Origin of the sequence: Hypericibacter adhaerens, from assembly GCF_008728835.1 — a bacterium.
In the GTDB taxonomy this organism is placed as follows: Bacteria; Pseudomonadota; Alphaproteobacteria; order Dongiales; family Dongiaceae; genus Hypericibacter; species Hypericibacter adhaerens.
In genome coordinates this window covers 575,211-594,977 of the sequence record NZ_CP042582.1, presented here as the reverse complement: position 1 = coordinate 594,977, position 19,767 = coordinate 575,211, and the positions used below count along the sequence as shown (strand labels likewise).

Genomic DNA, 19,767 nt, shown 5'->3' with positions numbered 1-19,767 from the left:
AGTGACCTGCTTCGACAATGAGCCTTCCGGCGGCGCTCACCTTGACGCAAGTCAAGCGGCCGCCGGGCCGGTTCTGGGAGTCGCATCCATTCCCAAACCGGTCGCTCCCGCGCCGCTTGGGGGCCCTTCCCTCCGCTCGCTTGACACCCGGTGATTCAGGGTGGCACCGTCCGATTCTCGATGGTTCCCCGACGGATGAATTCCAGGGGATCAAAAGGGAACACGGTGCGGACGACCCAATCGGGGCCAAAACCGTGGCTGCCCCCGCAACTGTCAGCGGCGAGCCTGTCGCCCTCACGACCACTGGGAAACCGGGAAGGTCGGCGCCAGGCGGAGACCCGCGAAGCCAGGAGACCTGCCATCGAGGGTTTGGATTTCAACATCGGGGCGGGGTGCCCTGGAGGAAGCCATGATCACCATCCCGATTCTCCGGTTCAGACCAACCGGGGCAACGCCGATGCCGGCTATGGCCGGAGGTGGATGCCTTGGTCGCTGATACCGTTTTCGCCTCTGCGGGCTCGAGGGTTGGCGCCGGGATTCCGGCGGCGGCCTTGTTCGATCTGCTGCTGACGCTCGACACCCATCGCCAGGAGGAGGACCGCCTCAACCTGTTCGACTGGGTGATGGCGCTGCCGGCGGATCTCGATCCTGCCCTGGCTGCCCGTGCCGTGCTCGACTATCAGAGCGGCCATCCGGGACCGGTCCTGTCGGCCCCCCTGCATCGCCTGCTCGATATCGTCAGCCAGTTCTCGCCGAGCCGTCTCGCCCGCTTCGCCGGCGAGCGGCGGCGTTCCCGTCTTCATCCATCGTCATCGTTCGAGGAGTCCCTCATATGAGCACCAACCGTCACCAGACCGCCGCCCATGACACCACGACGAGCTCCGTCGCCAGCCGTGCGCTTCCCGTCGCCATGGCCGCCCTGCTCGGCGTCTTCCTGATCTTCGGCGTCGGCTTCTCGCATGTCAGCGCGTTCCACAACGCCGCCCATGACGTGCGCCACTCCAACGCCTTCCCCTGCCACTGAGCCGCGGCGCTCCCTCGGGAGGCATGACCATGGAATTGTTTCGCAAGCTGATTTTCGTTGCCGCCCTCGCGGGGCTGATTGCCGGCGTCTTCGTGACGGTGGTGCATCAGTTCGCCACGGTGCCGGTGATCCTGAAGGCCGAGGTCTATGAGAAGGCGGCCGACGAAGCCGCCGCCGCGAACACCGCGACGGCAGCGACGACCGACTCTTCGGCTGCTACGTCCGACAGCATGGAAAACATGCCCGGCATGAGCCATGACGAGCATGAGCATGGCGCGGCGGAGTGGGAGCCGGCCGACGGCTTCGAGCGCAACGCCTTCACCGTGCTGGCCGATCTCCTGACCGGCATCGGCTTCTCGCTGCTGCTGGTCTCGGCCTTCGCGCTGCGCGGGGGCGAGATGAACTGGCGAAAGGGCCTGTTCTGGGGACTGGCCGGCTTCGCCGCCTTCACCCTGGCGCCGGGCCTGGGCCTGCCGCCCGAGGTGCCCGGCACGCAGGCGGCGCCCCTGCTCGCTCGCCAGATATGGTGGGTCTTCACCGTCGCCGCGGCCTGTGGCGGGCTCGCCTGCCTGTTCCTCGGCCGCACGGCGCTCTGGTGCGTGGCGGGCCTGGCCTTGCTGGTGATCCCGCATATCATCGGCGCACCGCAGCTCGACCATGCCGAAAGTGCCGCTCCGGAATCGATCGCGCACGAGTTCATCGTCGCGGTCGTGATCACCAGCCTGGTGTTCTGGGCGGCGCTGGGCACGCTCTCGGGCTATTTCTACCAGCGCTTCGTCAAGCCGGCCTGAAGCGCCGGCGAAGGACGGCATCGCCTTCCAAAGCCTCCTGCGGGCCAGCGCCTGCGGGAGGCTTTCACTTTTGAGGCAGCCGCACCGGCCAGTTGTCGATGAGGCGGGTGCGGCCGAGCCAGACGGCGACGAAGAGCCGGGCCGGCCCCGCCGGATGCGGCGAGGGCGTCAGCGTCGCCTCGTCCGCCAGCTCGAGATAGTCGAGCCGGTCGAAGCCCAGCCCCGGGAACTGCCCGCGCGCCTCATTCAGCACCGCCTCGACATTGGCGCCGCCTTCGAGCCTTGTCACCAGGGCCTGCATCAGCGGCGGCAGCCGGGCCGCGATCTCGCGCTGGGCGGGCGTCATGTAGCGGTTGCGCGACGAGAGGGCCAGCTTGTCCGCTTCCCGAACCGTCGGCACGCCCACGATCCGGACGGGAATGTCGAGATCGCCCGCCAGACGGCGGATCACCTGGAGCTGCTGGAAATCCTTCTCGCCGAAATAGGCGTGGGTCGGCGCCGCCATCAGCAACAGCTTCGAGACCACGGTCGCGACGCCGGCGAAATGGCCGGGCCGGAAGGGTCCGTCGAGATGGCGCGTCAGGCCCTTCACCTCGACCACCGTCGAGAAGCCCGGCGGATAGACGGCCTCGACCGAGGGCGCGAAGAGCAGATCGCAGCCGGCCGTGGCCAGGAGCGCGCGGTCCTTCGCCTCGTCGCGGGGATAGGCGTCGAAATCCTCGGTCGGCGCGAACTGGGTCGGGTTGACGAAGAGCGTCGCCACCGCGCGGCGGCACTCCGCCTTGGCCCGGCGCACCAGCGTCAGATGGCCTTCATGGAGCGCGCCCATGGTCGGCACCAGCCCGACCGTCTCGCCGGCGCCGCGCCACTGGGCGACCTGCGCGCGCAGCTCCGCCACCGTGCGCAGCACGGGTGTCTCGCCTGCCGTCGAGGGTTGAGCCGGGGCCGCCATGCTGTTGTCCGAAGGAGGACCCGGTCAGCTTTCGACGCCGTAGAGATGTTCCTTGGCGGGAAAGCGCCGCGCCTTGACGTCGGCGGCATAGGCCGCCGCCGCGGCCGCCACCTGATCGCCGATCTCGGCATAGCGCTTGACGAATTTCGGCGTGAAGCCGTCGAACATGCCGATCAGGTCGTCGATCACCAGCACCTGGCCATCGCAGGCGGGCGAACCGCCGATGCCGATGGTCGGCACCGCGACCCGCTCGGTGATGGCGCGCGCCAGGGGCTCGATCACCCCTTCGATCACCATCGAAAAGGCACCGGCCGCCGCGATCGCTTCCGCATCCGCCATGATCGCCTGGCGCTGCTCGGGGTCGCGCCCGCGCGCGCGATAGCCGCCCAGCGCATTGACCGATTGCGGCGTCAGCCCGACATGACCCATCACCGGGATGCCGCGCTCGACCAGGAAGGCCACGGTCGCCGCCATCTCGCGCCCGCCCTCGAGCTTGACGCCCGAGCAGCCGGTCTCGGCCATCAGCCGCGCCGCCGCGCGATAGGCGACCGCGGGCGATTCCTGATAGCTGCCGAAGGGCAGATCGACCACGAGGCAGGCGCGCTCGCTGCCGCGGCGCACCGCGGCGCCGTGCGCGATCATCATCTCCAGCGTCACCGGCAAGGTGTTGTCGAACCCGTAGAGCACCACGCCCAGGGAATCGCCGACCAGCAGCAGATCGACATGGGAATCGAGCCGTCGCGCCATGGGCGCGGTGTAGGCGGTGAGACAGACGATCGGGTCTCCGCCCTTGCGTGCCTTGATCTCGGGCGTCGAGACCCGCCCGATCCGCCGTACGGTGCTCATCCGTGAACCCTCCTGGCGGCAGCGGAGCCTGGCGAGCCTGTGTTGCCCGCCGGTCTGAAGGTCCCTGCCACCAACCGCTTCGACATTCAGCGGCCGATCCCGCCCCGTCAGGGTCGGCACATTTGCGCCAATGGTTTTACGCCAATAATGGTGCAACGCACAACGGCCTTCGCCGTTGCAAAATTCCTTCCAGATATCGGGGCCTACGACCTTTTCAATCCTTGAACCAATGGCTTAACGGCTCACTCCGGCAGGCGGTGCCAGAGGCGCCGGGGAGCCGGCAGCTCTTCGTCGGCCACCCTCGACCGCGGCCGGACCCGATGCAGGGGCCAGAACCGCTCCATCACCAGATAGGTGAAGGAAGCCGACCAGCCGATCATCAGCAGGCCCACCACCGCTTCGACGCCGGCCAGAAGACGCGCGCCCCCGACCGGATAGAGATCGCCGAAGCCGATGGTGCTGTAGGTCACCACCGAGAAATAGACCAGGTCCGGAAAATCGATCTCCTTCTCGCCGGCGACGCCGCTCAGCGCGAAATGATCGGCGAGGAAGTAGTAGCCGCCGGCGAAGACCCAGACCTCCACCGTATGGGCGGCGAAGCAGGCCAGCACCACGAGTCCCATGCGGCCGCGCAGGCCCATCCAGTCGGGGCCTGGCAACAGCGAGGACACGACCCGCAAAACCTCGTAATGAATCAGGATGCAAACCAGAACGAGCAGGCTGCTCACGGCCATGCCGATGAACATGAAATCTCCTTTACCCGCGGGCGCTTCTACCGGAAGCGGTGCCGCCCGCGCACCGGATAACACTGCCTCTTTCCCGTGACGGGCGTAAATCGCCCGGTGGCATCCTGGCGCGGCTTTTCCCGTTTCTGTCCTTGATCCTCGTCATGGGGCTGGCGGCCTGCAACGGGCCGCTGGCGCCCTGCTCGACCGGCAAAATCGAGACCGCCGGCAGCGAGGTTGCAGCGCCGGAAGCCGCCACCGGCCGGCAATCGAGCCCGGCCGTCCTGGCGAAGCGTCACCTCATCGTCGCCGCCAATCCGCTGGCGGCCGAAGCCGGGCGCGAGATTCTTCGCCAGGGCGGCAGCGCCGTCGACGCGGCCATCGCCGCCGCGCTCGTGCTCAACCTGGTCGAGCCGCAATCCTCGGGATTGGGCGGCGGCGGCTTCATGCTCGCCTATGACGCGAAGCGGAAGACCGTCCAGGCCTTCGAAGGCCGCGAGACGGCGCCGGCCGCGGCCAAGCCCGATCGTTTCCTCGGGCCCGACGGCAAGCCGCTCGGGTTCGAGGATGCGCAGGCGAGCGGACTCTCGGTCGGCGTGCCCGGCATTCTCGCCCTGTACGAGCAGGCGCATCAGCAGCTCGGCAAGCTGCCCTGGTCCACTCTGTTCCAGCCCGCGATCAAGCTCGCCGAAAGCGGCTTCGCGATGTCGCCGCGCCTGGTGCAGCTCCTGGCGGACGATACCTATCTGCCGCAATCGCCCACGGCCGCGCGCTATTTCTATCAGCCCGACGGCAAGCCCAAGCCCGTCGGCACGCTGCTGCGCAATCCCGAATTCGCCGAGACGCTGAAGACGATCGCGGCCGAAGGTCCGGACGCGTTCTATCGCGGCCCCATCGCCGCCGACATCGCCGCCACGGTCAGCCAGGCCTGGCGTCATCCCGTGCCCATGACGATGGCGGATCTCGCCGCCTATCGCGCCCATGCGACCGGGGCGCTCTGCCGGCCCTATCGCGACTGGCAGGTCTGCAGCGTGCCGCCGCCCAGCTCCGGCGGGGTGGCGCTGCTGCAGATCCTCACCATGCTCGAACCGCATGAGATGGGCGCGCCGGGAACGGGCGATCTCCCAAGCCTGCATCTCGTGACCCAGGCCGAAAAGCTCGCCTATGCCGATCGCGCGGCCTATCTGGGCGATCCCGATTTCGTGAAGGTGCCGACCGAGGGCTTGCTCAACCGCACCTATCTCGCCGAGCGCGCGCGGCAGATCGAGACCAGCTGCAGCATGGGCAAGGCCCTGCCCGGCACGCCGCCCTCGGCGCAGGCCTACGCGCTGCCGACGGCGCAGTACGATCCCGCCGGCACCACCCAGCTCAGCATCGTCGACGACGAGGGCAATGCCGTCAGCCTCACCCAGACGATCGAGAGCGCTTTCGGCTCCAAGCTCATGGTGCGCGGCTTCCTGCTCAACAACGAGCTCACCGATTTCGCCGCGACGCCGGAGAGCGACGGCAAGCCCGTGGCCAACCGGGTCGAGCCCGGCAAGCGCCCGCGCAGCTCGATCACGCCGGTGATGGTGCTCGACCGCGAGGGCCGGCTCGTTCTCGTCACCGGCTCACCCGGCGGCAGCGCCATCATCGGCTATGTGACGAAGGCCGTGATCGCGATGCTCGATGGCGGGCTCGATCCGGCCTCGGCCGCGGCCCTGCCCAACTTCGTCAACCGCAACGGCGCCACCGAGCTCGAGGCCGGGACGGAATTGAGCACCATCGCGCCCGATCTCGCGAAGCTCGGCCATGACGTGCGCTTCACCGACATGACCAGCGGCCTCAACTCGATCCGCCTTACTCCCGACGGCCTCCTCGGCGGCGGCGACCCGCGGCGGGAGAGCGCGGTGCTGGGGGATTAGAGCGGACATATCGCGCTCTTCGATCACCCCTCCCCCTACCCCCTCCCGCAAGGGGAGGGGGCTGGAACAACAAACATCTCGCCCCCTCCCCTTGCGGGAGGGGGTAGGGGGAGGGGAGCCACAGACTCAGTGTCGACGCTTGCCCCACCGCATCCCGCGCGGCAGAGTGCGCGCGCCATGAGCGCCACCCCAACCACCGACCGCCCCACCGTCCAGCTCCGCAAGGGCGCGCAGCGGCGTGCGCTGGCGGGTCATCCCTGGATCTATTCGAACGAGATCGAGATGGCGCCGGCAGTGAAGGCGCTGCCGCCGGGGAGCGTGGTACGGATCAAGGCCGAGGATGGGCGCGCGCTGGGCACGGCGATCTTCAACCCGCACAGCCTGATCGCGGGCCGGCTGCTCGATCCGGACCCGGAGCTCGCCCTCGACGCCCTCTTCTTCGCGCGCCGGCTGGAGCATGCGCTGGCCCTGCGCGAGCGGCTCTACGACAAGCCGTTCTATCGCCTCGTCCATGCCGAGGCGGACGGGCTGCCGGGCGTGGTGCTCGACCGTTTCGACGGCCATCTGGTACTGCAGACCAACAGCGCCGGCATGGAGCGGCTGCTCGATCCGCTGGTCGAGGCCATCGACACCGTGCTGAAACCGCAATCGCTGCTGCTGCGCAACGACAGCCCGACCCGCAAGCTCGAAGGTCTCGAGACCTATGTGCGGCCGATCGCGGGCGCGCTGGAGGGTCCGCTCGCGCTCGAGGAGAACGGCGTGCGTCTCCTGGCCGATCCGCGCGAAGGACAGAAGACCGGCTGGTTCTTCGATCAGCGCGAGAACCGCGCGCGCGTCGCGTCACTGGCCAAGGGGCTGCGCGTGCTCGACGTCTACAGCTATTGCGGCGGCTTCGCGCTGACCGCGGCGGCGGCCGGGGCCGAGGAGGTGACCGCGGTCGACCGCTCGGAGGCGGCGCTGGCGCTGGCCGAACAGGCGGCGGCCCTGAACGGGCTTGGGTCTCGCTGCCGTTTCCGCCGCGCCGATGCCTTCACCGAGCTCGAGACCCTGGCCGCGGCGCATCAGGATTTCGACATCGTGGTGGCCGACCCGCCGGCTTTCGTCAAATCGAAGAAGGATCTGGGCCAGGGCTCGCGCGCCTACCGCAAGCTGGCACGGCTTTCCGCCGCCTGCGTTCGTCCCGGCGGATTCCTCTTCATCGCCTCCTGCTCGCACAACATGGAGGCCGCGGCCTTCGCCGAGGAGGTGCGCCGCGGCATCCACGATCTGGCGCGGACGGCGCGCATCCTGGCCTCGACCGGGGCCGCACCCGACCACCCGGTCCATCCGGCCCTGCCGGAGACCGCCTATCTCAAAGGGCTGTTGCTGCAGATCGACTGACGGCGGAACCGCCGTCGCGCAAGCGATCAGTGCGACTTGTGGCGCTCGGCGTGATCGAAGCCGCGCTTGATCATGAAGAACACGAACAGCACGGCGAAGGCGAAGAACACGAGGCCGCCCCAATAGGGCATCGAATGGCCGCCGCGGGCCGCCACGAACAGGCCGATGAGGCCCATCAGCGCCACCAGGCCGGACAGAATCCAGTTTCCCGCATTACCCATCGCTCTCGCTCCATGACCTCTGGCGCCGGCCTTCCGCCGCGCCAAGTGGGCGAAAGATAAGGGACTTCGCACCTTTCGCAAGCGGTTTTCACCGACCGCGGCCCTTGGGTAAAGCGGGCCGAGGCCGACGCCGAGATGCCGGAAAGCCCCGGGCCGAGCCCCAAGCCCTCCCAGCCGCGAGGCTTGGCCTTGCGCTTATGACGGATGTGCGTCGGGCCGCCGCCAATCTGGCCGCCTGTCGTGCCGCATGCGATGATGGCCGCCAGGTTGCCCGGGGGTGGACGTCATGAAGGCCTTCCGTGTCGCATGCCTGCTCGGCCCTCTTGCCGGTTTCGCCGGACCTGCCATGGCCCGGTCCAGCATGAAGTCCGTCGCGTACAACGCGCTCGCCGCCGGCATCCTCCTCGCAACGGGTCTTACCAGTTCCGTGAGAGCGGAAACGGTCGAAACGCATATCGGGCCGCTCGAGATCGTCAACGGCTACCCGACGCCCGAAGCGACGCAGAAGATCTTCGACGAGAGCGATTTCCAGCGCGCCACCCAGGCCTATCTCTGGGGGCTGCCCGCGGTCGGATTCCACGGTCTGCATCTTGCCCAGCTGAACATCTTCGGGGCCAAGGACGGCGATGTCGTGCTTTACGTGACGCTGAAGGACAAGACCGGGATGCTCACGCCCAACCTGACCACGATCTATGCGATGAGCTTCTGGAACCTGGCGACGCAGGGGCCCCTGGTCGTCATCGTGCCGAAAGGCGCCTCGGCCGGCGGCGTGCTGGATATCTGGCAGCGGCCGATCACCGATGTCGGCCAGACCGGACCGGACAAGGGGCAAGGCGGCAAATACCTGATCCTTCCACCCACGGGGGACGCCATCGTCAATCCGGAGTTCAACGTCCTGCGCTCGCCCACCAACCAGATCTGGTTTGCGACCCGCGGCCTCGGGTCCGACCCCGTGGCGGCGGAGGCCGTCGTTCGCGGCTATCAGCTCTACGCCTATGACGATCGGCAGCGACCGCCGCAGACGAAATTCATCCCCGTCGGCGGCAAGGACTGGACGTCGGAGCAGCCCCGCGACCTGCGCTACTGGCAATGGCTCCATGACGTGCTGGAACCCGAAGAACCCGAGGAGCGGGACCGTTTCTTCTACGGCATGCTGCTACCGCTCGGCATCGAGCATGGAAAGCCGTTCGCTCCCGACGAGCGCCAAAAGAAGATACTCACCGAAGCGGCCGTCCTCGGCGACATGCTCGGCCGCGCCACGGCCTATGCGAAGCGGGTCGAGGGCAACGAGGTCTGGGACGGCAAGCACTGGGAATATGCCAACATGGTCGAGCTCGATCAGACCTTCAGGGGCTATGGTCAGATCGACGAGCGCGGCTCCTGGTACTACGAGGCGATCGGCAACACCGTCGGCATGCAAGGCCGCACGCTTGGTTTCGGCCAAGTCTATCTGGAAGCGCAGAAGGACAAGGACGGCGCTTGGCTCGATGGTGGCAAGAGCTATCATCTGCGCGTGCCGGCCGATGCGCCGGTCGAGCAGTTCTGGTCCTTCACGCTTTACGACAACATGACGCGCGGCCCCTTGATCACCCCGCAAGGTGCGGCCGACATCTCGTCGCGAAAGGAAGGGCTGGCCGTCAACCCGGACGGAACGGTCGATCTCTATTTCGGTCCGAACCCGCCGCCCGGCGCCAATGCCAATTTCGTGCAAACGGTGCCGGGAAAGGGGTGGTTCACTTATTTCCGTCTCTACGGCCCGAAACAGGCTTACTTCGACAAGTCCTGGCAGCTGGGCGATATCGAAGAGATGCCCTAGCCCGGCACCCGGGATCAGGCCGCCGCCCGGCGGCGGGCCGGCAGGTCGATGCGGAAGACCGTGCCGGCCTGGTCGCTCTGGACCAGCGTGAGCTCGCCGCCATGGGCATGGGTCAGCTCGCGGGCGATAGCGAGGCCGAGGCCGGAACCGCCGGCGCGCGCCGAGCCCGCGAAGGGCGTGAACAGGTTCTGCCGGGCGCGCGGCGGCAGGCCCGGGCCGTCGTCGCGGACCTCGATGATGGCCCGGTCGCCCTGGATCGCGGCCGACACCGTCACCTCGACCGCCCCGGCCTCGGCGGCGTTACGCACCAGATTGGAGAGCACGCGATAGAACTGGTCGCGGTCGGCCTCGAGCTCGATCTCCCCCACGGCATCGACCAGCCGGGTCTTGCCGTTGGCGAGGCCGCCCTGGCCGATCTCGTAGACCAGGCCCTTGAGCGCGAAGCGGCGGTAATCGAGACGCGGGGGACCCTCGCGCGTGAAATCGAGCGTGCGGGTGCAGAGCTCGACCGCGCGGTCGATCGCCGCCACCAGGGTCGGGGCCGCGCGCTTCACCTGCGGATCGGCGCTCGCGACCAGGCGGTCGGAGACGAGCTGCGCCGTCGCCAGCATGTTGCGCAGATCGTGGCTGATCTTGGTGACGGCGGTGCCCAGCGCCGCGAGCCGGGTCTTCTGCTGCAGCGAGGCGCGCAGGCCCGCCTGCATCTCCGCGAGCTCGGCCTGGGCCACGCCGATCTCGTCCGAGCGGCGCTCGACCTTGAGCGGCCGCGACAGATCCTCGGGATCGCCGCGGAAGGCGATCATGCTCTCGGTCATGCGCCGGATCGGCCGCACCATCCACCACTGTAATGCCAAGTAGACGAGACTCGCCGTTACCAGCGAGATCACGATCGAGACGGTCAGCACCTGCACGCCGTAGTCGAGCATCGCCGCATGGAGCGGCGCCTCGTCGATGACGATCTCGACCTCGGTCTCGTTGTGGCGCGGCGAGACCCCGACCACGCGGATGATCCGGTTGTGCGTGTGAAGCAGCGCCATGACCGCGTCGCCGACGGATTTCAGCGGGTTGTGCTGGCGCAGGTCGAATTGCGCGTCGATGGCGGGGATGCTGTCCTCCATGCCCAGCATCAGCTTCTTGCCGTCGGGGCGCCGCATGCCCACCACATAGGCGCCCGCCTGGGACAGGAGCTCCATTTCGAGCTCGTCGCTCACCATGGCGTCGGGCGTGGCCAGCAGCGCCAGCACGGCGATGTTGGCCGCCGCGATCCGCTCCTCCAGATATTTGAGCCGGAAGGAGGCGATCGAGGGCACGAAGATCAGCACCTCGCTCACCATCACGAAGGCGATCGTCAGCACCAGGAGGCGCGCCGAGAGGCTGCGCCAAAGCGCCGGCAGCGTGCGGCGGGGCCGGATCATGACCATCGCGCCATCCACCTCACCCATCGCCGCGTGCGGTCGTTGAGCAGGCGCTCGGCATAGAAACCCGAGGCCGCGCGCTTGCTGGCGTCGCCCAAGGTCGGATAGACCGTGATCATCTCGGTAAAGGCGCGCAAGGAGAGCCCCGCAGCTAGCGCCAGGGACCAGCTCTGGATCAGCTCGCCGGCCGAGACGCCCGCGATCCCGGCACCCAATATCCTGCCCTTCGGGGTCGCCACCAGCTTGACGAATCCGGCTGTCGTCCGGTCGGTTTCCGCACGATCGTTCTCGGCGAAGGGCCAGCGCCGCACGACCAGCCGGTCGTGGCCGGCGGCGCGGGCCTCGACCTCCGTCATTCCCACCTGGGCCAGCTCGGGATCGGTGAAGGTCACCCGCGGCAGGATCAGGGGCCGCGTGCGCGCCGGCAGGCGGAGCATCATCGACTTGATGACCACCAGGGCCTGGTGGCTCGCCCAATGGGTGAATTGCGGCCCGCCGGTCACGTCGCCGATCGCCCAGACGCGCCGGTTCGAGGTGCGGCAACGCCCGTCGATCGTGATGGCCTTGCCCTGGCGGGCGATGCCGGCCGCCTCGAGCCCGAGCCCGTCGCTGGCCGGCACCCGCCCCGCGGCCACCAGCAGATGGCTGCCTTCGATCGTATCGCGCTTCGAATCCTCCTGCAGCGTCAGCCGCAGATTGGCGCCCTGGCGCGAGACCGAGATCGCCTGCGCACCCTCGCGCAAGACGACACCCTCGGCGCAGAGGCGGCGGCGCACCACCTCGACCAGCTCGGGGTCCGCATCGCCCAACAGGCACTTCATCTCCAGGATCGTGACCCGGGCACCCAGCCGGCGAAAGGCCTGGCCGAGCTCGCAGCCGCCCGAGCCGCCGCCGATGATCAGCAGATGCGAGGGCAGCGTCTCGAGATCGAAGATGTCGTTGAGCGTGCGGAAGGGAACCTGATCGAGGCCGACGATATCGGGGATTGCCGGATTGGCGCCCGTGGCGATGCAGAAGCGCCGTGCCGCGATCTCCTGCTCGCCGGCGATCAGCCGGTCGGGACCGGTGAAGCGCGCCATGGCGCGGACCACGCGGACACCCAGCCCTTCATAACGCGCCTGCGAATCGTGCGGCTCGATCGCAGCGATCGCTTCCTTCACATGCGCGCGCACCCGTGCGAAATCGATCCGCGGCGGCGCATAGTCGACGCCGAAAGCGGCGCTCAGGCGGTGCTGGGTCGCGACCCGCGCCGCGGCGATCAAGGCCTTGGAGGGCACGCAGCCGCTGTTCAGGCAATCGCCGCCCATCTCGCCGCCTTCGATCAGCACGGTCGACAGACCGAGCTGGGCACCGGCCGCGGCGACATTGAGCCCGCCCGAGCCGGCGCCAATGACACAGAGATCCGCACGGAGGGGTTCGGGCATGGCGACCGCCTTCAGGCCCGGCTGCGCGACCGGCGGCGGTGCTGCCAGAACTTGTAGGCCACCGGCAGCAGGGCCAGGAGCGCCAGCCCGCTGAGCGCCATCACCATCTCCGGCGTCAGGATCGAGCGCAGCGTCACCGTGCCGCCGCGGTCGAAGAGCGCGCCGAGGCCGGCGCCGAAGCTGCCATAGATGAAGTTGGCCGGCAGGATGCCGAAGAAGGTTCCCAGCACATAGCGGCGCAGCGGCAGCCCGACGAAGGGCAGCACCAGGTTCAGGATGAAGAAGGGGAAGATCGGGATCAGCCGCAGCACCAGGAGGAAGCTCAAGCCATTCTCGGCAAAGCCGCGCTCGATCTTGAGGATCCAGGGGCCGGCGCGACGGCGGATCCAGGGAGCGAGCGCGCCCCGCGCCACGACGAAAACGATCGTCGCCCCCAGCGTGGCCCCGGTCGCGGCAAGCAGGCTGCCCCAGAGCTGGCCGAACAGGAACCCGCCGACGATCGTCATCACCACGCAGCCCGGCACCGAGCTCACCACGATCACGGCGTAGAGCAGGAGATAAACCGGGATCACGAGATACCAATAGGAATCGACCAGCATCCGCAGCTCGTCGCGATGCGTCTGCAGCGTGTTCCAGTCGAAATAGCGGTTGAGACCGAAACCGACGGCGAGCGCCAGCAGCAGGAGCCCGGCGCCCAGCGCCGCCACCCGATGCCAGAGGGGGCGTTCCATCCGCGCCAGCGCCCGCTCATCCAGCTCGAGATGGGTCGGCACGCCCGGCGCCGGACCGGCGGACGGCGTCATGTCAGGCGGCTCGCGATCGTCGGCCATGCGTCATCCTGTCCCGGAAAGGCCGACGGCCCCGAATCGCCACCCGGCGGGAGATCCCTGGGCGCCCCTCTAACATTCTCTCGCCTCCGAAGGCCATAGAGCAGCCTCGCCGCATCGCCCGATCTTCAGGCAGCTGCCAAGTGGCGGCCCCACTGCAAAAATGGGGTGCTCCCGTCCCGGCCTCTACCCGCGCCGTTGCGGCCTCGGATGCAAGGCCGAAGCCGCCTGTTTGCCGGCCCCGGCCGGCCGCGCCCCTATAACAACCGAGTGTTTCAGTCGGGTTTCAGGGGCGGGAACCGCCATCGAGGCCTCCGCTGTCGTTGACTCGGGCGCGTCCAACCCTTATACAGCGCCGGCAATTTCCCAAGCTTTCCCGAGATTTCGGAGACTTCATCGTGAAGCGCACCTACCAACCCAGTGTGCTCGTCCGCAAGCGCCGGCATGGCTTCCGGGCCCGCATGGCGACCGTGGGCGGCCGCAAGGTCATCGCGTCGCGCCGCGCCAAGGGCCGCAAGCGCCTGAGCGCTTAAGGCCTTCGAGCCTCCTTTGGCGCAGCTCGCCAGACTGAAGCGGCGCCAGGAGTTCCTGGCAGTCGCGGCGAGCGGACGGAAGTTCGTCGCGCCGGGATTGATCCTGCAGGCCCGCAAGCAACCGACCGACGGCAGTCCTGCCGCCGGCGCGGTCGATTCGCCCGGCACGGCGGCGTTACGGATCGGCTTCACCGCCAGCCGCAAGGTCGGCAATGCGGTGGCGCGCAACCGGGCGCGGCGTCGCCTCAAGTCGGCGAGCGAAACGGTCATGCGGGCTTACGCGGCGGCCGATCATGACTATGTGCTGGTGGCAAGGGCCGGCACGCTGACGAGAGCCTATGTGGATCTCCTGGCCGACCTGGCGGCGGGATTGAAGCATCTGAAGCTCTATCGGACCCGGCACTGACGGGCGGGGCCCGATGAGCCGAACCAAGGCGGGGTGGAACGGATGAAGGCGGCGCGCTGGCTGTGCATCGGCATGATCCGGGCTTACCAGCTCCTGGTGGCGCCCCTGCTGCCGCGCTCCTGCCGCTTCGAGCCGAGCTGCTCCGCCTATGGCATGGACGCCTTCCGGCATCACGGCGTGCCGGCCGGCTTCGTCCTCACGGCCTGGCGGCTGCTGCGCTGCCATCCCTGGGGCGGCCATGGTTACGACCCCGTGCCCCCGCAGTTTTCGTGGCGGCAGCTCGCCGGGCGCCTGGCGCGCCCCGAGCGCCGCTCTCCCTCCTTCTGACCTTCTAGCGAGTCCTGGCCCGGCCCCTCATGGAACAACGCAACCTCATCATCGCGATCGCCGTCTCGGTGGTGATCCTGATCGGCTCCTCGGTGATCACGCAGGTCTTCTTCCCGCCGAAGCCCGCGGCCACGGTCACGCAGACCGCCTCGACCGGCGCGCCAGCGGCGCCGAGCAACGGCACGGCGCCCAGCGCGCCCGCCACTGCGACCGAACAGCCGCTCGCCGACCGCTCGCAGGTGCTGGCCACCACGACCCGCATCGCCATCCATTCGCCGCGGCTCTCGGGCTCGATCGACCTCAAGGGCGGGCGTCTCGACGATCTGATCCTCAACGATTATCGCGAGACGGTGGACCCCACCTCGCCCAACATCGTGCTGCTGTCGCCCGTGGGCGCCGCCAACGCCTATTACGCGGATTTCGGCTGGGTGGCGCAGGAGGAGGGCGTGGTGCTGCCCAACGCCAACACGGTCTGGCAGGCCGAAGGCGATCAGCTGGCGCCGGGCCATCCGGTGACGCTCGCCTGGGACAACGGCCAGGGGCTCAAGTTCGAGCGCCGCTTCGAGCTCGACGAGAACTTCATGTTCAAGGTGACGCAGCGCGTCGAGAACAGCAGCGGACAGGCCGTCACGCTGTTCCCCTACGGCCTCGTCGCGCGCTACGGCACGCCGCACCTCCTCAACTACTACATCCTGCATGAGGGGCTCCTCGGCGTGCTCGACGGCAAGCTCGACGAGGTCAAATACAAGGACCTGCGCGAGAAGCAGAAGGTCGATTACAGCTCGACCGGCGGCTGGCTCGGCATCACCGACAAATACTGGCTGGTGGCGCTGATCCCCGACCAGGGCACCAAGCTCAGCGCGCGCTTCAGCCACGCGCTCCAGGGCACCACCGACCTCTACCAGGCGGACTATCGCGGCGACGCGATGCCGCTGGCCGCGGGCCAGTCGGTCGAGACCGCGACCCAGCTCTTCGCCGGCGCCAAGGAGGTCCGCCTGCTCGACCGCTATGACGAGCAGAACGGCGTGCCGCTGTTCGACCGCGCGGTCGATTTCGGCTGGTTCTATTTCCTCACCAAGCCGATCTTCAAGGTGCTGGACTTCCTCTATCACCAGATCGGCAATTTCGGCATCTCGATCCTGCTGCTGACGGTCTTCATCCGCCTGCTGCTCTTCCCGCTCGCCAACAAGTCCTACAAGGCCATGAGCAAGATGAAGGCGCTGGGGCCGGAGATGACCAAGCTCAAGGAGCGCTTCAAGGACGACAAGGCGCGCATGCAGCAGGAGATCATGGCGCTCTACAAGAAGGAGAAGGTCAATCCGGCCGCGGGCTGCCTGCCCATCGTGGTGCAGATCCCGATCTTCTTCTCGCTCTACAAGGTGTTGTTCGTCACCATCGAGATGCGCCACGCGCCCTTCTTCGGCTGGATCAGGGATCTCTCGGCGCCGGACCCCACCACGATCCTCAATCTCTTCGGGCTCCTGCCCTACACGGTCCCCAATCTCGGGCCGCTCCACATCCTCAGCATCGGCGTCTGGCCGATCATCATGGGCTTCACCATGTGGCTGCAGCAGCGCCTGAACCCGGCGCCGCCCGATCCGGTGCAGGCGCGCATCATGTCGCTGCTGCCGATCATCTTCACCTTCATGCTGGGCTCCTTCCCGGCGGGGCTGGTGATCTACTGGGCCTGGAACAACACGCTCTCGGTCGCCCAGCAGCGCTTCATCATGTGGCGGATGGGCGTGAAGGTCTGAGCGGCTTCGAGGCGCGGGAGAAGGGGTTGAGCCATGGACGCCCCGGCCGGCGGAGAACGGCGCCAAGCGATGGCTGAGGAAATCGACCCGGCGGCGATCGAGGCGGGCCGGCTGCTGTTCGCGGCCCCTTGCGAGTTCGTCGCCGGCGTCACCAGCCCGTCGATCCTGCCGCCGGTGGGATTGCCCGAGGTCGCCTTCGCCGGCCGCTCGAACGTCGGCAAGTCGAGCCTCATCAACGCGCTCACCGGCCGCAAGACGCTGGCCCGCACCTCGAACACCCCGGGCCGCACCCAGCAGCTCAATTTCTTCGATCTCGGCGGCCGGCTGATGCTGGTCGACATGCCGGGCTACGGCTACGCCAAGGCTTCGCGCAAGGAGGTCAAGGAGTGGCAGGGGCTGGCGACGCTCTATCTCAAGGGTCGCCCTTCGCTGCGCCGCGCGCTCCTGCTGGTCGACGCCCGCCAGGGGCTGAAGGAGATCGACGAGCGCGTCATGAAGCAGCTCGACGAATCGGCGCAGTCCTACCAGATCGTCCTGACCAAGGCCGACAAGCTGAAGCCGGAGGCCCTGGCGGCGCTGCGCGCGGAGATCGCCGCCCGCGCCGCGCGCCATCCCGCCGCCCACCCGGAGATCGTCGCCACCAGTTCCGTCTCCGGCGAAGGCATTCCCCTCCTGCGCGCGCTGTTGGCCGCGCTGGCGAGCCCCGCCCCTTTGAGGTAAAGTCCGCCGCCATGTCCCAGAGCAATTTCAGCGAAACCAAATACTGGCTGCGCACCGCGCATACGATCTCCGAGGCGCTGCCCTACATGCAGCGCTATGCCGGCAAGCGTTTCGTCGTCAAGTATGGCGGGCACGCGATGGTCGATCCGGAGCTCGCCAAGGTGTTCGCCCAGGACATCGTGCTGATGAAGCAGATCGGCATCCATCCGATCGTGGTCCATGGCGGCGGCCCCCAGATCGGCCACATGCTCGACCGGCTGCAGATCAAGAGCGATTTCATCGACGGGCTGCGCGTCACCGACGCCGCCACGGTCGAGGTGGTCGAGATGGTGCTGGCCGGCACCATCAACAAGCAGATCGTCGCCGCGATCAACGCGGCCGGCGGCAGCGCCATCGGCATCTCGGGCAAGGATGCGGGCCTCATGGAGGCGCGCCGGCTGTTCCTCGAGAAGAACGGCAAGCAGATCGATATCGGCCTGGTGGGCGATCCGGCCAAGGTCGATCCCACGGTGATCGACCTGCTGCAGAACTCGCACTTCATCCCCGTGATCGCGCCGGTGGCCTTCGGCGCCGACGGCCAGACCTACAACGTCAACGCCGACACCGCTGCCGGCGCCATCGCGGCCGCGGCCAAGGCGACGCGCCTCCTGATGCTGACCGACGTGGCGGGCGTGCTCGACAAGACCGGGAAGCTGATCGAGGACCTGAGCGTGAGCCAGGTGCGCCAGCTCATGAGCGACGGCACCATCAGCGGCGGCATGATCCCCAAGCTCGATACCTGCGTCGATGCCGTCGAGCAGGGCGTCGAAGCCTCGGTCATCCTCGACGGGCGCATCCCGCATGCGCTGCTGCTCGAGATCTTCACCCCGCACGGCCTGGGCACCCTGGTCCATAAGGGCTGAGACCCGGCCTCTCCCGGAAGATCCGCCCCGCCTCGGCGGGGGTGGATTGCCTGCCGCGCGCTCTAAGCTTAAAATCCTAGAGCGTCGCTCGCGCCGCGATTCCTGCTGGAGCGGCCCAGCTTGGGAGTGTGCCCCATGAAGAAGATCCTTCTGGCGTTGTTGGCCTTCGTGATTTCGGCAGTCATTCTGCCGGGCTGCGCATCTCAAAAGGCCTACGAAAGCCCCAGCCACGGCATCCGCGGCGGCTTCGAGGATTGACGCTTTCCCCGCGGATTGACGCTTTCCCCGCGCCCCCGCTCGCGGACGGCTCACGGAACTTTGATCGGGACGCGCCGCCGGATCGCTTGTGACGGGCCATCCCCGTCCCATGTCCGAAAGATGGCGGCGCCGATGGCGCCGTCCTTCGAACCGGGGAGGCGATGATGAAACGGTATGCCATCGCGGCGCTGCTGCTGGCTCTGCTGGCGGGTGTCAGCGCCTGCACCAACAAACCCATGGCCGATCAGCACAGCCAGACGCAGAACGGCGACAATATGGGCGGCGGCTCCGGCGGTGGCGGCGGCGGATACTGACCGCCCGCCTTTCGCAACACCGGCCCCGTCTGGCCTCTGCGGGCTTCGGACGAAAGCGGTTCCGCGGCCCGCCCTTCCGCAAGATCACTGAAAGGCTCGGAGAATGCAGAAAATCGTGACCGCCTTCTTCCTTTTGTCGCTCGCGAGCGGCATCGGCGCCTGTGCCGCCGATTCCTCCTTCACGGACCGGGAGCCCGCGCCGATCGCGCATCGCCACGGTCCCGACAGCGGGAGCAAGCGCTAGGCCGGTTTCACCAGCTCGGGAACCCGTCCCCGCTCCCGACGGCCCGCCGCCAGCCTCGCCCGCCCGGGCGGGCCCATCGTCGAATCGTCGCCTGGGCCGCGGGGGCGCCGCCAGTCCGGCCGCCCCCGCGGAGACGCTTGGCCGCAAGAGGCTTGCGCGGACCCCGCGTCGCGGCCATCTTCCGCGCCATGACGACCCCTGACACAAACGCCCCGAACCAAGCCGAGACCGCGCCGCAAGCCAGGCCCGGCGAGGCTTCCGGTTTCGAGCATATCGACACCTGGATCTTCGATCTCGACAACACGCTCTATCCTGCGAGCTGCCGGCTGTTCGACCAGGTCGAGCGCCTGATCGGCGCCTATGTCGCCCGCCATCTCAAGGTCGACGCGGCCGAGGCCTACCGGCTGCAGAAGCTCTATTTCCGGGAATACGGGACCACGATGAACGGGCTGATGCTGCGCCACGGCGTCGACCCGCACGACTTTCTCGATTTCGTGCATGAGATCGATCTGTCGCCGGTGCTGCCGAGCCCGGCGCTGGCGGCGGCCCTGGCCGGGCTGCCCGGACGCAAGCTGATCTATACCAACGGCTCGGTCGCCCATGCCGAGCGCGTCATGGACCGGCTCGGCGTGCGCGAGCATTTCTTCGATGTCTTCGACATCGTCGCCGGCAATTTCGTGCCGAAGCCGCAGGCGCCCAGCTACCGCGCGCTGATCGAGCGCCATGGCATCGAGCCCCGGCGCGCCGCCCTGTTCGAGGACCTGCCGCAGAACCTCGAGCCGGCGGCGGCGATGGGCATGGTCACGGTGCTGGTGCGCACGGATTCCCCCTGGGCCCAGGCCGGCAGCGACGGCGACCATATCCATCACGTGACCGACGACCTGGCCGGCTGGCTGGCCGGGATGCTGGAGCGCCTGCCGCCGCGCTGATGGCCGCGGCTCCGCCCTCAAGGGCCGCCGGTTGACTGGCGCCCCGGGCTGCCCC

Annotated in this window: 23 protein-coding genes and 1 riboswitch; of the genes, 16 read left to right on the top strand and 7 right to left on the bottom strand. The window is 68.2% G+C overall.

Annotation, left to right across the window (positions count from 1 at the left end):
* Positions 1-164: 164 nt before the first annotated feature.
* Positions 165-377: riboswitch (cobalamin riboswitch) on the top strand.
* A gap of 174 nt (positions 378-551) precedes the next feature.
* The 3 genes from FRZ61_RS02650 to FRZ61_RS02640 are packed head-to-tail and all read left to right on the top strand — an operon-like array spanning position 552 to position 1,815.
* Positions 552-836, top strand: a complete 285-nt coding sequence (locus tag FRZ61_RS02650; protein ID WP_151114848.1) for a hypothetical protein — start codon at positions 552-554, stop codon at positions 834-836.
* Entirely contained in the window at positions 833-1,024 is a 192-nt protein-coding gene (locus FRZ61_RS02645; RefSeq protein WP_151114847.1) for a CbtB domain-containing protein, read from the top strand. The genes FRZ61_RS02650 and FRZ61_RS02645 overlap by 4 nt, the downstream gene beginning before the upstream one ends.
* A gap of 29 nt (positions 1,025-1,053) precedes the next feature.
* Positions 1,054-1,815: a CbtA family protein gene (locus FRZ61_RS02640; RefSeq protein ID WP_151114846.1), complete on the top strand. Its 762-nt coding sequence runs from the start codon at positions 1,054-1,056 to the stop codon at positions 1,813-1,815.
* 64 nt (positions 1,816-1,879) lie between these two features.
* Here FRZ61_RS02640 and panC read toward each other — a convergent pair whose 3' ends face one another.
* The 3 genes from panC to FRZ61_RS02625 all read right to left on the bottom strand — a co-directional run bounded on the left by panC (position 1,880) and on the right by FRZ61_RS02625 (position 4,359).
* Positions 1,880-2,767, bottom strand: a complete 888-nt coding sequence (gene panC / locus FRZ61_RS02635) for a pantoate--beta-alanine ligase (protein ID WP_151114845.1) — start codon at positions 2,765-2,767, stop codon at positions 1,880-1,882.
* Positions 2,768-2,791: 24 nt separating this feature from the next.
* Complete coding sequence (gene panB / locus FRZ61_RS02630) at positions 2,792-3,613, bottom strand: 3-methyl-2-oxobutanoate hydroxymethyltransferase (RefSeq protein ID WP_151114844.1); 822 nt, start codon at positions 3,611-3,613, stop codon at positions 2,792-2,794.
* A gap of 242 nt (positions 3,614-3,855) precedes the next feature.
* Positions 3,856-4,359: a potassium channel family protein gene (locus tag FRZ61_RS02625; protein ID WP_151114843.1), complete on the bottom strand. Its 504-nt coding sequence runs from the start codon at positions 4,357-4,359 to the stop codon at positions 3,856-3,858.
* Positions 4,360-4,502: 143 nt separating this feature from the next.
* Between FRZ61_RS02625 and ggt the strand changes: the two genes are divergently transcribed.
* Together ggt and FRZ61_RS02615 are read left to right on the top strand one after the other, a co-directional pair.
* The gene (gene ggt / locus FRZ61_RS02620; protein WP_151114842.1) at positions 4,503-6,242 is read left to right on the top strand and encodes a gamma-glutamyltransferase; all 1,740 of its coding nucleotides are present in this window, start codon (positions 4,503-4,505) and stop codon (positions 6,240-6,242) included.
* Positions 6,243-6,419: 177 nt separating this feature from the next.
* Positions 6,420-7,622, top strand: coding sequence for a class I SAM-dependent rRNA methyltransferase (locus tag FRZ61_RS02615; protein ID WP_151114841.1), 1,203 nt, complete (start codon positions 6,420-6,422; stop codon positions 7,620-7,622).
* A gap of 26 nt (positions 7,623-7,648) precedes the next feature.
* Here FRZ61_RS02615 and FRZ61_RS02610 read toward each other — a convergent pair whose 3' ends face one another.
* Positions 7,649-7,843: a hypothetical protein gene (locus tag FRZ61_RS02610; RefSeq protein ID WP_151114840.1), complete on the bottom strand. Its 195-nt coding sequence runs from the start codon at positions 7,841-7,843 to the stop codon at positions 7,649-7,651.
* 361 nt (positions 7,844-8,204) lie between these two features.
* Between FRZ61_RS02610 and FRZ61_RS02605 the strand changes: the two genes are divergently transcribed.
* Positions 8,205-9,659 carry a DUF1254 domain-containing protein gene (locus FRZ61_RS02605; protein ID WP_191909267.1) on the top strand — a complete coding sequence of 485 codons (1,455 nt, stop codon included), beginning with the start codon at positions 8,205-8,207 and terminating at the stop codon, positions 9,657-9,659.
* Between the two features lie 14 nt (positions 9,660-9,673).
* On the opposite strand, the gene FRZ61_RS02600 is transcribed toward FRZ61_RS02605, so the two are convergent.
* The 3 genes from FRZ61_RS02600 to FRZ61_RS02590 are packed head-to-tail and all read right to left on the bottom strand — an operon-like array spanning position 9,674 to position 13,328.
* Positions 9,674-11,074, bottom strand: a complete 1,401-nt coding sequence (locus FRZ61_RS02600; RefSeq protein ID WP_191909266.1) for a sensor histidine kinase — start codon at positions 11,072-11,074, stop codon at positions 9,674-9,676.
* The gene (locus tag FRZ61_RS02595) at positions 11,071-12,498 is read right to left on the bottom strand and encodes a dihydrolipoyl dehydrogenase family protein (protein WP_151114837.1); all 1,428 of its coding nucleotides are present in this window, start codon (positions 12,496-12,498) and stop codon (positions 11,071-11,073) included. Before FRZ61_RS02595 ends, FRZ61_RS02600 begins: the two co-directional genes overlap by 4 nt.
* A gap of 11 nt (positions 12,499-12,509) precedes the next feature.
* Entirely contained in the window at positions 12,510-13,328 is an 819-nt protein-coding gene (locus FRZ61_RS02590) for a TVP38/TMEM64 family protein (protein ID WP_151114836.1), read from the bottom strand.
* A gap of 395 nt (positions 13,329-13,723) precedes the next feature.
* Here FRZ61_RS02590 and rpmH point away from each other — a divergent pair, with 395 nt between their 5' ends.
* The 10 genes from rpmH to FRZ61_RS02555 all read left to right on the top strand — a co-directional run bounded on the left by rpmH (position 13,724) and on the right by FRZ61_RS02555 (position 19,712).
* Positions 13,724-13,858, top strand: coding sequence for a 50S ribosomal protein L34 (gene rpmH / locus FRZ61_RS02585; RefSeq protein WP_151114835.1), 135 nt, complete (start codon positions 13,724-13,726; stop codon positions 13,856-13,858).
* 16 nt (positions 13,859-13,874) lie between these two features.
* Positions 13,875-14,264 carry a ribonuclease P protein component gene (rnpA, locus tag FRZ61_RS02580; protein WP_151114834.1) on the top strand — a complete coding sequence of 130 codons (390 nt, stop codon included), beginning with the start codon at positions 13,875-13,877 and terminating at the stop codon, positions 14,262-14,264.
* A 42-nt stretch (positions 14,265-14,306) separates the two neighbouring features.
* Positions 14,307-14,591, top strand: a complete 285-nt coding sequence (gene yidD / locus FRZ61_RS02575) for a membrane protein insertion efficiency factor YidD (RefSeq protein WP_151120646.1) — start codon at positions 14,307-14,309, stop codon at positions 14,589-14,591.
* A gap of 29 nt (positions 14,592-14,620) precedes the next feature.
* Positions 14,621-16,345: a membrane protein insertase YidC gene (gene yidC, locus FRZ61_RS02570; RefSeq protein WP_151114833.1), complete on the top strand. Its 1,725-nt coding sequence runs from the start codon at positions 14,621-14,623 to the stop codon at positions 16,343-16,345.
* A 69-nt stretch (positions 16,346-16,414) separates the two neighbouring features.
* Entirely contained in the window at positions 16,415-17,065 is a 651-nt protein-coding gene (gene yihA, locus FRZ61_RS02565; protein ID WP_151114832.1) for a ribosome biogenesis GTP-binding protein YihA/YsxC, read from the top strand.
* A gap of 11 nt (positions 17,066-17,076) precedes the next feature.
* Positions 17,077-17,967 (top strand): acetylglutamate kinase, encoded by an 891-nt coding sequence (argB, locus tag FRZ61_RS02560; RefSeq protein ID WP_151114831.1) that lies wholly within the window; start codon positions 17,077-17,079, stop codon positions 17,965-17,967.
* A gap of 135 nt (positions 17,968-18,102) precedes the next feature.
* A complete protein-coding gene (locus FRZ61_RS26770; protein ID WP_263641751.1) occupies positions 18,103-18,225 on the top strand; it encodes a hypothetical protein in 123 nt (40 codons plus the stop codon).
* A 164-nt stretch (positions 18,226-18,389) separates the two neighbouring features.
* Positions 18,390-18,539: a hypothetical protein gene (locus tag FRZ61_RS26330; protein ID WP_191909265.1), complete on the top strand. Its 150-nt coding sequence runs from the start codon at positions 18,390-18,392 to the stop codon at positions 18,537-18,539.
* A 103-nt stretch (positions 18,540-18,642) separates the two neighbouring features.
* On the top strand, positions 18,643-18,783 hold the full coding sequence (locus FRZ61_RS26325; protein WP_191909264.1) for a hypothetical protein: 141 nt from the start codon (positions 18,643-18,645) through the stop codon (positions 18,781-18,783).
* A 188-nt stretch (positions 18,784-18,971) separates the two neighbouring features.
* Positions 18,972-19,712, top strand: a complete 741-nt coding sequence (locus tag FRZ61_RS02555) for a pyrimidine 5'-nucleotidase (RefSeq protein WP_151114830.1) — start codon at positions 18,972-18,974, stop codon at positions 19,710-19,712.
* Positions 19,713-19,767: the final 55 nt, after the last annotated feature.

Coding starts and splice junctions, on each gene's coding strand:
- FRZ61_RS02595 (WP_151114837.1), bottom strand. CDS start 12,498: ATGCCCGAACCCCTCCGTGCGGATCTCTGTGTCATTGGCGCCGGCTCG.
- FRZ61_RS02590 (WP_151114836.1), bottom strand. CDS start 13,328: ATGGCCGACGATCGCGAGCCGCCTGACATGACGCCGTCCGCCGGTCCG.
- FRZ61_RS26325 (WP_191909264.1), top strand. CDS start 18,643: ATGCAGAAAATCGTGACCGCCTTCTTCCTTTTGTCGCTCGCGAGCGGC.
- ggt (WP_151114842.1), top strand. CDS start 4,503: ATGGGGCTGGCGGCCTGCAACGGGCCGCTGGCGCCCTGCTCGACCGGC.
- FRZ61_RS02625 (WP_151114843.1), bottom strand. CDS start 4,359: ATGTTCATCGGCATGGCCGTGAGCAGCCTGCTCGTTCTGGTTTGCATC.
- FRZ61_RS02605 (WP_191909267.1), top strand. CDS start 8,205: ATGAAGTCCGTCGCGTACAACGCGCTCGCCGCCGGCATCCTCCTCGCA.
- FRZ61_RS02610 (WP_151114840.1), bottom strand. CDS start 7,843: ATGGGTAATGCGGGAAACTGGATTCTGTCCGGCCTGGTGGCGCTGATG.
- FRZ61_RS26770 (WP_263641751.1), top strand. CDS start 18,103: ATGAAGAAGATCCTTCTGGCGTTGTTGGCCTTCGTGATTTCGGCAGTC.
- FRZ61_RS26330 (WP_191909265.1), top strand. CDS start 18,390: ATGAAACGGTATGCCATCGCGGCGCTGCTGCTGGCTCTGCTGGCGGGT.
- FRZ61_RS02600 (WP_191909266.1), bottom strand. CDS start 11,074: ATGATCCGGCCCCGCCGCACGCTGCCGGCGCTTTGGCGCAGCCTCTCG.
- yidD (WP_151120646.1), top strand. CDS start 14,307: ATGAAGGCGGCGCGCTGGCTGTGCATCGGCATGATCCGGGCTTACCAG.
- FRZ61_RS02555 (WP_151114830.1), top strand. CDS start 18,972: ATGACGACCCCTGACACAAACGCCCCGAACCAAGCCGAGACCGCGCCG.
- FRZ61_RS02615 (WP_151114841.1), top strand. CDS start 6,420: ATGAGCGCCACCCCAACCACCGACCGCCCCACCGTCCAGCTCCGCAAG.
- panC (WP_151114845.1), bottom strand. CDS start 2,767: ATGGCGGCCCCGGCTCAACCCTCGACGGCAGGCGAGACACCCGTGCTG.
- yidC (WP_151114833.1), top strand. CDS start 14,621: ATGGAACAACGCAACCTCATCATCGCGATCGCCGTCTCGGTGGTGATC.
- FRZ61_RS02645 (WP_151114847.1), top strand. CDS start 833: ATGAGCACCAACCGTCACCAGACCGCCGCCCATGACACCACGACGAGC.
- FRZ61_RS02640 (WP_151114846.1), top strand. CDS start 1,054: ATGGAATTGTTTCGCAAGCTGATTTTCGTTGCCGCCCTCGCGGGGCTG.
- argB (WP_151114831.1), top strand. CDS start 17,077: ATGTCCCAGAGCAATTTCAGCGAAACCAAATACTGGCTGCGCACCGCG.
- yihA (WP_151114832.1), top strand. CDS start 16,415: ATGGCTGAGGAAATCGACCCGGCGGCGATCGAGGCGGGCCGGCTGCTG.
- panB (WP_151114844.1), bottom strand. CDS start 3,613: ATGAGCACCGTACGGCGGATCGGGCGGGTCTCGACGCCCGAGATCAAG.